The 13,445-nt window shown below is 75.3% G+C and carries 10 protein-coding genes; 3 read left to right on the top strand and 7 right to left on the bottom strand.

What is annotated here, in order from left to right; genetic code table 11:
* The first annotated feature begins 123 nt into the window (after positions 1–123).
* Complete coding sequence (locus tag PHY01_RS08175) at positions 124–1,611, top strand: GAF domain-containing protein (protein ID WP_141277914.1); 1,488 nt, start codon at positions 124–126, stop codon at positions 1,609–1,611.
* A gap of 1 nt (position 1,612) precedes the next feature.
* On the opposite strand, the gene PHY01_RS08180 is transcribed toward PHY01_RS08175, so the two are convergent.
* A complete protein-coding gene (locus PHY01_RS08180; RefSeq protein WP_141277915.1) occupies positions 1,613–2,068 on the bottom strand; it encodes a MarR family winged helix-turn-helix transcriptional regulator in 456 nt (151 codons plus the stop codon).
* Positions 2,069–2,101: 33 nt separating this feature from the next.
* Here PHY01_RS08180 and PHY01_RS08185 point away from each other — a divergent pair, with 33 nt between their 5' ends.
* Positions 2,102–2,725, top strand: coding sequence for a maleylpyruvate isomerase family mycothiol-dependent enzyme (locus PHY01_RS08185; protein WP_141277916.1), 624 nt, complete (start codon positions 2,102–2,104; stop codon positions 2,723–2,725).
* 18 nt (positions 2,726–2,743) lie between these two features.
* On the opposite strand, the gene PHY01_RS08190 is transcribed toward PHY01_RS08185, so the two are convergent.
* The 6 genes from PHY01_RS08190 to PHY01_RS08215 form a co-directional block, all read right to left on the bottom strand.
* Entirely contained in the window at positions 2,744–4,051 is a 1,308-nt protein-coding gene (locus PHY01_RS08190; RefSeq protein ID WP_246085769.1) for a serine hydrolase domain-containing protein, read from the bottom strand.
* A gap of 15 nt (positions 4,052–4,066) precedes the next feature.
* Entirely contained in the window at positions 4,067–5,893 is a 1,827-nt protein-coding gene (gene glmS, locus PHY01_RS08195; RefSeq protein ID WP_141277918.1) for a glutamine--fructose-6-phosphate transaminase (isomerizing), read from the bottom strand.
* Positions 5,894–5,917: 24 nt separating this feature from the next.
* A complete protein-coding gene (locus PHY01_RS08200) occupies positions 5,918–6,184 on the bottom strand; it encodes a hypothetical protein (RefSeq protein ID WP_141277919.1) in 267 nt (88 codons plus the stop codon).
* A 131-nt stretch (positions 6,185–6,315) separates the two neighbouring features.
* A complete protein-coding gene (locus PHY01_RS08205; RefSeq protein ID WP_141277920.1) occupies positions 6,316–10,029 on the bottom strand; it encodes an ABC transporter ATP-binding protein in 3,714 nt (1,237 codons plus the stop codon).
* A gap of 27 nt (positions 10,030–10,056) precedes the next feature.
* A complete protein-coding gene (locus PHY01_RS08210) occupies positions 10,057–10,887 on the bottom strand; it encodes an ABC transporter permease (RefSeq protein ID WP_141277921.1) in 831 nt (276 codons plus the stop codon).
* On the bottom strand, positions 10,884–11,798 hold the full coding sequence (locus PHY01_RS08215) for an ATP-binding cassette domain-containing protein (protein ID WP_246085770.1): 915 nt from the start codon (positions 11,796–11,798) through the stop codon (positions 10,884–10,886). Before PHY01_RS08215 ends, PHY01_RS08210 begins: the two co-directional genes overlap by 4 nt.
* Before the next feature lie 70 nt (positions 11,799–11,868).
* Here PHY01_RS08215 and PHY01_RS08220 point away from each other — a divergent pair, with 70 nt between their 5' ends.
* On the top strand, positions 11,869–13,443 hold the full coding sequence (locus tag PHY01_RS08220) for a long-chain-fatty-acid--CoA ligase (protein WP_141277923.1): 1,575 nt from the start codon (positions 11,869–11,871) through the stop codon (positions 13,441–13,443).
* The last annotated feature ends 2 nt before the right edge of the window (positions 13,444–13,445 follow it).

Raw genomic sequence — 13,445 nt, forward strand, 5'->3', positions numbered from 1 at the left:
TTAGGCAGCCGCCCGTTGCCTCGACGTTGCACGCGCAAGCAGGGTCGGGTTGCCCCGTCCGGGGGCCTGGGGTGATGATGGCGCAGGGCAATGTCCTGGGGCGATGACGCTCGGAGCACACAGATGACGACGCGCGGAGAGCACGGGGCACCCGTGCACGATCCCGTCGAGCACGCCCGCGTGCTGCACGGGGTCTACGACGACGCCCTGTCCGGCGAGACCGGCGGCCGGGCGCCCCGGTCGCTGGTGTCCGCGAGCTGGCAGCGCAGCCTCGCCGCACACATCGACCCCGAGCGGCACACCCCGCCCGCGGTCCTCGCCGAGACCGACCTGCCCGACCTGCGCGAGACCCACCCGCTCAACGAGGTGCTCCCGCTGCTGCGCGGCACGCTGGTCAGCATCGCCGACGAGGCCATGCACGTCATGCTGGTCACCGACGCCGACGGCACCATCCTGTGGCGGGAGGGCGCCGCGCGGCTGCTGCACGTCGCCGACGACACGGGCCTGTCCCCGGGGTACCGCATGTCCGAGGACGCGATCGGCACCAACGCGATGGGCACCACGCTGGCCATCGACGCGCCGGTGCAGATCCACTCCGCCGAGCACCTCGTCCGCGCGTTCCACGCCTGGACCTGCGCGGCGGCACCGGTGCACGACCCCGACACCGGCGCGATCCTCGGCGCCATCGACATCTCCGGCCCGCTGCACACCGTGCACCCGGCGATGGTGCAGCTGGTCTCGGCCACCGCGCAGCTGGCGGAGAACCAGCTGCGCGTACGCCTGGCCATCGCCGACGAGCGGCTGCGCGTGCGCAACATGCCGCACCTGACGAGCCTGCGCGGGCAGGGCGCACTGGTCACCCCGACGGGCCGGATCATCGCGGGCGAGCCGTACGGCACGTGGCCCGAGCGGGTCGCGCTGCGCGAGGGAGCCGACCGCGTACGGCTCGAGGACGGCCGGGAGATGGTCGTCGAGCCGCTGGCCGAGGGCTTCCTGCTGCGCACCCCGCGCGCCGCCCGGGCGGCCCGGCGCAGCGCGCTGTCGCTGCGCTTCATGGGCGAGGCCGGCCCGCGGGTGGTGCTCAACGGCCGGACGGTGCCGGTCACGCTGCGGCCCGCGGAGATCCTCACCGCGCTCGCCCTGCACCCCGAGGGCCTCACCGCCGAGCGCCTCGCCCTGCTGCTCTACGGCGACGACGGCAACCCCACCACGGTGCGCGGGGAGATCCTGCGGCTGCGCGGGCTGATCGGGGCCGACGTGCTGCGCACCCGCCCCTACCGGCTCGACGCGGTCGTCGACACCGACTTCGACGCCGTCCGCACGGCGCTGCACAAGGGCCTGGCCGCCGACGCGCTGCGGGCCTGCGCCGGCCCGCTGCTGCCCCGCTCGGACGCCCCGGAGATCCGGGAGCTGCGCGACCAGCTGGAGGTCGGGCTGCACCGCGCGGTCGTCGCCGCCGACGACGTCGAGCTGCTCGCCGAACTGGCCGCGCACCCGCTGGGGCGCGACGACCTCGAGGTGCACGACCTGCTGGCCGACCGGCTGCCCCCGGGCGACCGGCGCCTGCCCGGCGTGCTGGCCCGGCGCGCGCGGCTGCTCGCCGACGACTGAGCTACGCCCAGGGGTCGGTGATCTCGCGGAGCCGGAGCAGGGCTTCGCGCAGCGCGCCGGTGCGGCGCGCCCCCAGGTGGGCGACCCACTCCCGCTCCACCTCCGCCACCGCGGCCGTCGCCACCGGCAGGACGCGCTCGCCGCGCGGGGCCAGCCGCACCAGGCGCGCCCGGGCGTCGGTGGGGTCGGGCACCCGCTCGACGTAGCCCGCCCGCTCCAGCTGGTCGACCAGGGAGCCCGCCGACTGCTTGGTGATCAGCGCCTGCTCGGCCAGGTCGGTCAGGCGCGTGCCGCCGGGCCCGATCCGCTGGAACACCCGGGCCTGGGCCGGGGTGACGTCGGCGAACCCGGCCGCGTGCACGGCGTCCAGCACGCGGCGTTCCATCGCCCGGTAGGGCAGGAAGAGCAGCAGGCCGGTGTTCGGCCCGTCCTGGTGCACGGCGGGCTCCTCTGTCATATTGGTCAGGATATCTGACTACTAGGAGGAGCCGTGGACCGGGACGCGAGCTGGGAGGTGATCGCGGGCCAGCGCACGGCACTGGCCGACCTGCTCGACGGGCTGGCGCCGGAGCAGTGGGAGGCGCCGTCGCTGTGCGAGGGCTGGCGGGTCCGCGACGTCGCGGCGCACGTCGCGCTGACCCCGCAGCATCCCGGGCCCGGCGCGATGCTCGTCGGCGCGGTGCGGGCCCGCGGCGACTTCGACCGGCTCAACCGCGACCTCGCGCTCGCCCACGCCGAACGCGGCCCGGACCGGCTCGTCGCCGAGCTGCGCGCGCACGCCGCGAACCGCCGGCTGCCGGTCGTCACCACCTACCGCAACCTGCTGTTCGACGTCCTGGTGCACGTCCAGGACGTCGCGATCCCGCTCGGCGTGGAGCAGCCGATGCCGGTGGCGGCCGCGCGGGAGGGGGTGCAGCGGGTGTGGTCGATGGGCTGGCCCTTCCACGCCCGGCGCCGCCTCGGCGGGATGCGGCTGGTCGCCACCGACTCCGACTGGACGGCCGGGGACGGGCCCGAGGTGCACGGCACCACCGGGGCGCTGCTGCTCCTGCTCACCGGCCGCACGGCCGCCGCGCTGCCCCGGCTCGCCGGTCCCGGCTGCCGGGCCCTCTGACGACCCCGGAGCCCGTGATCACGTCCAGCCTTCCGTGCCGCCCGGCACCGGGGCCGCGGGGTCGTAGGGGGTGCGGGTGAACACGAACGTCGCGAGGGTGAGCGCGTGGCGGTCCAGGCGCAGCGTCTCGCCCGCGAAGTAGCCGTCGAGCCCGATCCACGTGCCGTCCGGGCCGGGGCGGAAGCGGCTGGTGCCGCCCGGCCCGCCCAGCCCGCCCAGGTGCAGCAGCCCGCCCGGCACCGCGCGCAGCACGTACGGCGACGGGCCCCAGTACCAGGGGCCGAGCAGCTCCAGCGGCACCGGCGACGGCTCGGGCACCCAGGCGTCGACGACCCGGGGCTCGGCCGCGCGGACGTCGGCGAGCAGGGCGGCGGGCAGCCCGCCGTCGAGGCCGGAGGTGGTGTTGGCCAGCACCAGCGCACCCGTGCGCTCCTCCCGGTCGACCCACAGCCCGGCGAGGAAGCCGGGCATCGAGCCGCCGTGTCCGACGAGCACGGTCCCGTCCGCGCCGCGGAGCACGTACACGCCCATGCCGTAGGCCGACCAGCCCGCCGCCGAGGCGTCCACCCCGGCCGGGAGCGTCATCTCCTCGACGGTGCCGGGCGCCAGCACGTCGCCGGTGTCGCCGAGCAGGAACACCCCGAGGCGCGCGAGGTCCCCGGCCGTGGACCAGAGCTGCCCGGCGGGCGCCATGACCTCCGCGTGGTGCTCGGGCTCGCGCTGGGTGACCTCGGCCCACGGGTGCACCGCGTAGCCCTGCGCGGCGCGGCCGTCGGGACGGTCGGTGGTGCGGGTCATCCCCAGCGGGAGCAGCACCTCCTCCCGCGCGACGTCGGACCAGCGGCGGCCCCTGGTCCGCGCCACCACCTCGCCGAGCAGTCCGAACCCCAGGTTGGAGTAGTGGAAGCGGCGCGCGGCGGGCAGCACCACGTCGGCGGCGGAGAGGGCGAGCCCGTCCAGCGTCGTGCCCGGTGTGCGCTCCCACCACTGTCCCGGGCTCTCCGACCCGGCCCCGGCGAGGTGGCCGAGCAGCTGCCCGAGCGTCCGGTCGCCCAGCGGGGTGCCGGGCAGGTGCCTGTCCAGCGGGTCGTCGAGGCCGAGCAGCCCCTCGTCGCGCAGGCGCAGGACCGTGATCGCGGTGACGGTCTTGCTGATCGACCCCAGCCGGTACTGGACGTCGCGGTGCGGCTCGGGCACCGCACCGCGACCGGTCGACCAGGCCAGCCCGCCGTCGCGCACCACCCCGGCGACCAGCGAGGGGACCCGGCCGTCGCGCTGGGCGCGGGCGGTGCGGGCGAGCAGGACGGCGGCGGTGGAGTCGAGCACGGGCCCGATCCTGGACTACTCCACCGTCACGCTCTTGGCCAGGTTGCGCGGCTTGTCGACGTCGCGCTCCAGCGCCACCGCGGCGTGGTAGGCCAGCAGCTGCAACGGGATCGAGAGCAGGATCGGGTCGAGCTCGGGCTCGTTGCGCGGGATGACGATGGTGCGGTCGGCCAGCTCCGTCGACAGCTGCCGGTGCGCGAGCGCGATGACCGGGCCGCTGCGGGCCTTGATCTCCGAGAGCGTCGAGGTGTTCTTGTCGAGCAGGTCGTCGTCGGGGACGATCGCGACCGTCGGCAGCTCCGGGCTGATCAGCGCCAGCGGGCCGTGCTTGAGCTCCGCCGAGGGGTACGCCTCGGCGTGGATGTAGGAGATCTCCTTGAGCTTCTGCGCCCCCTCGCGCGCGACCGGCCAGCCGCGGCGGCGCCCGACGAACATCATGCTCGGGCTGGGCGCGATCTCCCGCGCCACCTCGGCGATCTCCTCGGACAGCTTCAGGATCTCGCGGACCTGCTCGGGCAGGGCGGCGAGGCCGGCGATGATGCGGGTGCCGTCGGTGGGCGAGAGGTCGCGGATGCGGCCCAGGTGCAGGGCGAGCAGCGCGAACGCGGTCACCGTCGAGGTGAACGACTTCGTCGCCGCCACCGACATCTCCGCACCCGCGTGCAGGTAGATGCCGCCGTCGACCTGGCGCGCGATCGTCGAGCCGACGACGTTGATGATCCCGATGACGCGCCCGCCCTTGCGCTGCAGCTCCTGCACCGCGGCGAGGGTGTCGACGGTCTCGCCGGACTGGCTGACCGCGACGTAGAGCGTGTCGGGCTCGACGACCGGGTTGCGGTAGCGGAACTCGCTGGCCGCCTCGGACGTCGCGGGCAGCCGGGCGAGGTCCTCGATGAGCTGCGCGCCCAGGTCGCCCGCGTAGCAGGCGCTGCCGCAGCCGAGGATCTTGACGCGGCGGAACTCGCGGGCCTCGCGGACGCTCAGGTTGAGCCCGCCCAGGTGCGCGGTGGAGAAGCGCTCGTCCAGGCGCCCGGCCAGCGCGCGCGTGATCGTCGTCGGCTGCTCCTCGATCTCCTTGATCAGGAAGTGCGCGTGGTCGCCGATCTCGGCGCCGACGACGTCCCAGTCGATCGTGGACGGGCTCTTGGCCGTGGAGGTGTCGTCGAGGGTGAAGGTGCGGTATCCGCCCGCGGTCAGCGTGGCCAGCTCGCCGTCGTCGAGGTAGACGACCTGGCGGGTGTAGCCGACGAGCGCGGCGACGTCGGAGGCGACGAACATCTCCTTCTCCCCGACGCCGAGCAGCACCGGGCTGCCGTTGCGGGCCACGACCACGCGGTCGGGGTGCTCGGCGTCGACGACCGCGAGGCCGTAGGCCCCGACGACCTGGCGCAGCGCCCAGCGCACGGCGTGCTCGAGGTCGGTGGCGCCCGCGGTGAAGGCGGCGGCGACGAGGTGCGCGACGCACTCGGTGTCGGTCTGGCTGACGAACTCCACGCCGTCGGCGGTCAGCTTCGCGCGCAGCTCCTCGGCGTTCTCGATGATGCCGTTGTGCACCACCGCGATCCGGCCGCTGCCGTCGGTGTGCGGGTGCGCGTTCTCCGGGGTGGGGCCGCCGTGGGTGGCCCAGCGGGTGTGGCCGATGCCGGGGGCGCCCTTGAAGCGGGCGGGCAGGTCCGCCGCCAGCGCCGACACCCGGCCGCTGACCTTGCGTACCTTCAGCCCGGCCTTCGTCATCACCGCGAGCCCCGCGGAGTCGTAGCCGCGGTACTCCAGGCGTCCCAGACCCTCGATGAGGATCGGGGCCGCGTCCTGCGGGCCGACGTAGCCGACGATGCCGCACATGTTCTTCTCCCTGGGTGGGCGGGTTCAGCCGTAGACGATCCGGCGCAGCTGCCGGGCCGACAGCGCGGGCGGGGACACCCGCCGCGTCGGCAGCTCGGCCGCGATCGCCGTGAAGATCCGGTCGTTGTGCCAGCCGCGGTGGCGCAGCTCGGTGTGCCGGCGGCGGACGTAGTCCGGCACCGGCTCGGCGAAGTAGGCCACGACCTCGTCCACGACCCGGGTCGCCTCGTTCGCGCTCAGCGGGGAGCTGCGCACGAGATGGTCGACGAGGTCGTCGTACGGGCCGGGCACCCGTCAGATGGTGCCGGATCGGAGAGTGAACGCCAAACCCGTGCCCGAAATCGGGCAGGCTCCCAGCGATTCGTCCGATCGCGGCCCTGCAGCCGGAGAACCCACGCCGATCACGGCCCGGGGCGGGGCGGTCAGGCGGCGGGTTCCAGTTCTCCCGCCCGCCACAACCGGGCGTACGGGCCGCCCGCCGTCACCAGCTCGGCGTGGGTGCCCTCCTCGACGATGCGGCCGCCGTCGAGCACCACGACGCGGTCGGCGCGGGCGGCGGTGGCCAGGCGGTGGGCGACGACGAACGCGGTGCGCCGCGACACCACCCGGTCCCCGGCGGCGAGGACGGCGGCCTCGGTGGCGGGATCCAGGGCGGCGGTGGCCTCGTCGAACAGCAGCAGGTCGGGGTCGACGAGCTCGGCGCGGGCGAGCGCGATGAGCTGTCGCTGGCCCGCGGACAGGCCCTGGCCGCGCTCCCCGACCGGGTGCCGAAACCCGCCGGGCAGCGCCCGCACCAGGTCCAGCGCGCCCACCGCGCGGGCCGCCGCCTCGATCTCCGCCGGGGTCGCGGACGGGCGGCCGTAGGCGATGTTGGCGGCGACGTCCCCGGTGAACAGGTGCGGCTCCTGCGGCACGATCCCCAGCCGGTGCCGGTAGTCGGCGAGGGCGAACCGGCGCACGTCGACGCCGTCGACCAGCACCGCGCCCGACCCCGCCTCGTAGAACCGCGCGAGCAGCTTGACCAGCGTCGACTTGCCCGCCCCCGTGGCCCCGACCAGCGCCACCGTCTCCCCCGGCGCGACGCGCAGCGACACGTGGTCCAGGGCCGGGGAGGGCGCACCGGGGTAGGCGAAGCACAGGTCGCGCAGCTCGACCTCGCCGCGCAGCCGGTCGGGCACCGGCACCGGGTCGGCGGCGGTCACCGCCGACGTGGGGGTGCGCAGCAGGCCCGCGATCCGGGTGAGGCCGACGCGTGCCTGCTGGTAGGCGTCGAAGACCTGCGAGAGCTGCTGCACCGGGGCGAAGAACAGCCCGAGGTAGAGCAGGAACGCGGTGAGCACGCCCGGGGTGAGGTCGCCCGCGGCCACCCGCGCGGCCCCGACGCCGAGCACCGCCACCTGCGAGACGTCCGACAGCAGCGCGACGAACGGGAAGTAGGTCGCGATGTAGCGCTGGGCCCGCATCCGGGAGCGGCGGTAGGCGTCGCTGCGGTCGGCGAAGGTGGCGGCGCTGCGCTCCTCCCGGACGTAGGCCTGCGCGACCCGCACGCCGGAGACGTTCTCCTGCATGTCGGCGTTCACCGCGCCGACCCGTTCCCGCGCCTCCGCGTACGCCCGGGAGGACAGCCGCCGGAAGACCACCGTCGCGAGGACCAGCACCGGCAGCACGGCCAGCGCGACGACGGCGAGCGCGGCGTCGGTGACCAGCAGCGCCACCGCCACCCCGACGACGGTGAGCAGGCTGACCACCGCCTGGGCCAGCCCCGTCTGCAGGAACACCGACAGCGCGTCGACGTCGGTGGTCATCCGGGTCATGATCCGGCCGGAGACCTCGCGCTCGTAGAAGTCGAGGCCCAGCCGCTGCAGGTGGGCGTAGCTGCGCACGCGCAGCAGGTAGAGCAGGCTCTCCCCGGCCCGCGCGGTCGTCACCGTCTGGGCCGCGACCACCAGCCAGCCCAGCGCGACCACGCCGACGCCGAGCAGCGTCGCGGTCAGCAGGGTCGCCGTGGAACCCGCCGTGATCCCCCCGTCGACGGCCAGGCGGGCGACGGTGGGGAACGCGAGCGTGGTGAGGGCATCGAGCGAGACCAGCCCGATCGTCAGCGCGAGCAGCCCGCGCACCGGGCGCAGCAGCTTCGCGAGCCGGAACCCGGGGTCGGGCGCGGTGGGTTCCTCGTCGCCCAGGCGCGGGGACTCGGTGGCGGGCGGCAGGGCGTCGACGGCGGCGGCCAGCGCCGGGGTGACGGGCATCGCCCCGGCCAGGGCCGACGGCCCGCCGATCCCCGGGCCCCCGCCCATCCGGGGGACGGCGGGCGCCGCGGTCCGCATCTCCGCGGCGGGGGCGGCGGTGGCGACGGGCCACAGCTCGGGGGTGACCCCGCCCGCGGCGGGCGCCGGCGCGGCCGGCGGGGCGTCGTCGACGGCGAGCAGCTCGCGGAACAGCGCGCAGCGGGCCGTCAGCTCGGCCTCGGTGCCGACGTCGACGACCCGCCCGGCGTCGAGCACGGCGATGCGGTCGGCGAGGGCGAGGGTGGAGCGGCGGTGCGCGACGAGCAGCGTCGTGCGACCGGCGGTGAGCGTGCGCAGGGTGTCGTGGATGGCGGCCTCGGTGGCGCTGTCGACGGCCGAGGTGGCGTCGTCGAGCAGCAGCACGCGGGGGTCGGTGAGCACGGCGCGGGCCAGCGCGATCCGCTGGCGCTGCCCGCCCGACAGCGTCAGGCCGCGCTCGCCGACCATCGTGTCGTAGCCGTCGGGCAGGCGGTCGACGAACTCGTGCACCTGCGCCGCCCGTGCCGCCGCGCGGACCTCGTCGTCGGAGGCGTCGGGGCAGCCGTAGGCGATGTTGGCGCGCACGGTGTCGGAGAACAGGAACGCCTCCTCGAACACCACGCCCAGCTCGCGCCGCAGGTCGGCCAGGCGCAGGTCGGGCAGCGGCACCCCGCCCAGGCGCAGCTCCCCCTCCTGCGGGTCGTAGAAGCGCGGCAGCAGCAGCGCCACCGTCGACTTGCCGGACCCGGCGGTGCCCACGAGCGCGAGCGTCTCGCCCGGCGCGACGGTCAGCGTCACGCCGTCGAGCACGGGTTCCCGGCGGGAGTAGCCGAACCGCACGCCGTCGAGCTCGACCGACAGCGGCCCGTCCGGGAGGTGCGCGGGGGACGCGGGGTCGGTGACGTCGGGCTGGGAGTCGACCAGGTCGTACACCCGCTCGACGCCCGCCCGCGCCAGCTGCGCACTCACGACGAGCGACCCGAGCAGCCGGGCCGGGCCGACCAGCCCGGCGACGTAGGTGGTGAAGGCCAGGAACGTGCCGAGGGTGATCGACCCGGTCAGCGCCAGGTACCCGCCCAGCCCGATGACACCGACCTGCCCGAGCGTGGGCAGGGCGAGCAGCGTCGGGTTGAGCCGCGCGGTGAGGCGGGCGGCGCGCAGCCGCTCGGCGTAGAGGGTGCGGGCGCGGGCCTCCAGGGCGCCGACCTCCCGGGCCTCCTGCCCGAAGCCCTTGACGACGCGGACGCCGGTGACGGTCTCCTCCACCTGCTGCGCGACGTCGGCCGCGCGCTGCTGCGCCGACCAGGTGGCCGGGAACAGGGTGGCCCGCGCCTTGGCCGTGACGAACCCGGCGAGCGGCAGCAGCACCAGCGCAACGAGCGTGAGCAGCGGGGACAGCCACAGCATCGCCGCCACCGACGCGACGACGAGCACCACCGATCCGAGCGCGAGCGGCACCATCGACAGCAGCGACTGCACCAGCTGCAGGTCGGTGATCGAGCGCGAGACGACCTGCCCGGTGCGCAGGGCGTCCTGGCGCTGCCCGTCGAGGCGCTGGACGGCGGCGAACACCTGGCGGCGCAGGTCGTGCTGGACGTCGAGGGCCAGGCGCCCGGCGAGGAAGCGCCGCAGGAACGACGCCGCGAACCGCACGACCGCCAGGCCCGCGATCGCCGCGACCACGGTGCCGAGCACGGCCGTCGAGCCGGCCACGGCGTCGTCGACGGCGACGCGCGTCAGCAGCGGCCCGACCGCCTCCAGGCTGACTCCGAGCGCGGACGCGACCAGCGCCCCGATCGCCACGCGACGGTGGCGCAGGCAGGCGCCGGTGAGCCGGCGGATCCAGCCGGGTGCAGGGGAGTCGGGCACCCACCCACGCTACGTCGACCTGAGCGCTCAGGTGATGTCGCGCCGCCCACCGACCACACCGGCCAGCGCCCCCGTCACCGCCGCCCAGCCGGCCAGCACCAGCAGCCCGCCCCACCACGACGGCGGCCCGGACACCCCCGCGGCCAGGCCCAGCAGCTCCGCCCCGTCGGCCGGGCCGACCAGCACCCGGGCCGGCACGTCGTAGAGCGCCACCTCCCCCGCGTTGACGGGCAGGTACGCGCTGATCCCGGCGACGGCGGGCGAGTCGTTCGCGGTGAGCAGCAGCGACAGGAGCGGCTCGCCGAGCAGCACGTAGACCAGCAGCAGCACCAGCACGGTGACCTGGTTGCCCAGCGCCGTGCCCAGTGCCGCGCCGAGCGCGCCCCACAGCGCGCACACCCCCGCCCCGATCGCGACGACGCCGAGCAGCGCGCCGGTCTCGGGGAACTGCGTGCTCTCCTGCCCGACCAGGCCGCCGAAAGCGCCGACCACGGCCGTCACCAGCGCGTACACCGCCCCGACCCCGGCTGCCACCAGCAGCTTCGCGACGAGCACCGGTCCCCGGCCGGGCGCGGTGAGGTAGGTGGTGGTGATCGTCCGGTGCCGGAACTCCCCCGCGGCGGAGATCGCGCCGTACACCCCGGAGAAGGTGGCCGCCAGCGCCAGGGAGTAGGCCAGCGAGGCCAGCAGCAGCGGGAGCCGGTCCTCGGCGTCGGGGCCCGCACCGAGGGCGAGCGTGAACACCCCGCCGAACAGGTTGACCAGCAGCGTCAGCAGCGCGACGGGGACCAGCAGCCCCCACCACAGCTTCGTCGAGCGGGTCTTGCGCAGCTCCGAGCGCAGCAGCGCGGCGATCACCGGGCACCCGCCGTCAGGCCGAAGTAGAGCTGTTCGAGATCGACGCGCTCGGCCTCCAGGCCGTGCACCGCCACGCCCGCGGCCAGCGCGACGTCACCGACGCGGGCCGGGTCGGCCCCGGTGACGGCGAGCCGGCCGTCGCGTCGGGACTCGATCTCCCCCAGGCCGGCCTTCGTCAGCGCCTCGGCCAGGCGGGCGGGGTCGGGGCAGGCGACGAGCACCCGCGGCCGCCCGCGCAGCCGGGCCAGCGGGCCCTGGTGGACGCAGCGCCCCCGGTTGATGACGACGACGTGGTCGACGGTCTGCTCCACCTCGGCGAGAGCGTGGCTCGACACCAGCACCGTGCGCCCCTGCGCGGCGAACCCGCGCACGAACGCCCGCAGCCAGGCGATGCCCTCGGGGTCGAGCCCGTTGGCCGGCTCGTCGAGCACGAGGACCTGCGGGTCCCCGAGCAGCGCGGTGGCCAGTGCGAGGCGCTGCGCCATGCCCAGGGAGAAGCCGCCGACGGGACGGCCGGCCGCCGTGTCGAGCCCGACGGCGGTGAGCACGTGCCCGACCGCGGCGTCGGGCACCCGGATCGCCGCCGCGCACGCCGCGAGGTGCGCCCGCGCGCTGCGCGCCGGGTGGAAGCCCTGGGCCTCCAGCACCGCGCCCACGACCCGGGCCGGGTGCGGCAGCTCGCCGAACCGCAGCCCGTTGATCCGGGCCTCCCCCGCGGTGGGCGCCACGAGCCCGAGCAGCATCCGCAGCGTCGTGGTCTTGCCGGACCCGTTGGGCCCCAGGAACCCGGTGACGGTGCCGCGCTCCACCGCGAACGTCAGATCCTCGACGGCGGACACCGGGCCGAAGCGCTTCGTCAGCCCGTGCACCGTGATCCGGCCGCTCCCGTCGTCCCCCCGTGGCGAAGTCACGGTCCCGATCCTGCCGGAATTGGCTACCATCGCGCCGCCGCGGGTGTGCCGCGGGACACAGGAGGACCGCATGACGACGCTCGATCTCCCCGCCGAGGCCGCCGACTTCACCGCCATCGTGGGCCACTGGGAGACCGTGCGTCCCGACGCACCCGCCGTCACCTTCGCGGGGACCACGCGCACCTGGGCCGAGTTCGCCCGCCGCATCCGGCAGAACGCGGCCGCGCAGCGCGCCGCGGGCCTGCGCCCGGGCGACCGCGTCGCCGTGCTCGACCTCAACCACCCGTCCTGCCTGGAGCTGACGCTGGCCTGCGCGCAGGTCGGCACGGCCAACGCGGTGGTCAACTTCCGGCTGGCGCCGCCGGAGATCGTGTACGTCGTCAACGACTCGAAGGCCCGGATCCTGTTCGTGGGCCCGGAGTTCGCCGGGGCGGTGGAGCAGGTGCGCGACAAGCTGCCCGCCGTCGAGCAGGTGATCCACGTCGGCGGCGACGGCGACGAGTACGAGGCCTGGCTGGCCGCGCAGGAGCCCGACCACGAGGTCCACCCCTCGGTGCCCGGCGACTGCTTCGTGCAGCTCTACACCTCGGGCACCACCGGCTTCCCCAAGGGCGCGATGCTCACCCACAGCGGGATGCTCGCGCACTCGACGAACGTGATGGCCGACTTCGCGGTCGACGCCGACTCGCGCGTCCAGGTGGCGATGCCGCTGTTCCACGTCGGCGGCACCAGCTACTCGCTGCTCGCCATCACCGCGGGCGCCCAGATCCACCTCATGCGCCTGCCCGACCCGGCCGCGGCGCTGGAGATGGTGGAGCGCGAGCGGATCACCCACACCTTCTACGTGCCCGCGTTGATGGCCGCGATGCTGCAGGTCCCGGGCGTGGCCGAGCGCGACTTCTCCTCGGTGAAGGCGCTGTCCTACGGCGCCTCGCCCATGCCGCTGCCGGTGATGCGCGGCTGCCTGAAGCTGTTCCCCGGCGTCATGCACCAGGTGTACGGCATGACCGAGCAGTGCGGGGTCGTCAGCTCGCTGGGCCCCGAGGACCACGCCGACCCGGCCCGCGAGCACCTGATGGTCTCCGCGGGCACGGCGATCCACGGCGTCGAGATCGAGGTGCGCGACCCGGCCACCGGCGAGCCGGTCCCGACCGGTGAGCCCGGCGAGATCTGGGTGCGCTCGGCGCAGGTGATGGGCGGCTACTGGGGCAAGCCCGAGGCCACCGCCGCCGCCATCACCTCCGACGGCTGGCTGCGCTCCGGCGACGGCGGGCACATCGACGCCGAGGGCTACGTCTACGTCACCGACCGGATCAAGGACATGATCATCTCGGGCGGGGAGAACATCTACTCCGCCGAGATCGAGCGGGTGCTCGCCGAGCACCCCAGCGTCGGTGACGTCGCGGTGATCGGCGTCCCGGACGAGCGCTGGGGCGAGGTGCCCAAGGCCGTCGTCGTCCCCGCACCCGGGGCCGAGATCGACGAGGCCGCGCTGCTGGCGTGGTGCCGCGAGCAGCTGGCGTCGTTCAAGTGCCCCAAGTCCGTCGACGTGCTCGACGAGCTGCCGCGCAACCCCACCGGCAAGGTCCTGAAGAAGGACCTGCGCAAGCCGTACTGGGAGGGCAAGGACCGCCAGGTCGTCTGAGC

It is taken from the genome of Pseudonocardia hydrocarbonoxydans (genome assembly GCF_006539565.1).
In the GTDB taxonomy this organism is placed as follows: Bacteria; Actinomycetota; Actinomycetes; order Mycobacteriales; family Pseudonocardiaceae; genus Pseudonocardia; species Pseudonocardia hydrocarbonoxydans.

Excerpts from the sequence above, each read along its gene's own strand:
- glmS (WP_141277918.1), bottom strand. The coding sequence starts at position 5,893 with ATGTGCGGCATCGTCGGCTACGTCGGCCCGCAGGACGCGGCCCCGATC.
- PHY01_RS08175 (WP_141277914.1), top strand. The coding sequence starts at position 124 with ATGACGACGCGCGGAGAGCACGGGGCACCCGTGCACGATCCCGTCGAG.
- PHY01_RS08220 (WP_141277923.1), top strand. The coding sequence starts at position 11,869 with ATGACGACGCTCGATCTCCCCGCCGAGGCCGCCGACTTCACCGCCATC.
- PHY01_RS08180 (WP_141277915.1), bottom strand. The coding sequence starts at position 2,068 with ATGACAGAGGAGCCCGCCGTGCACCAGGACGGGCCGAACACCGGCCTG.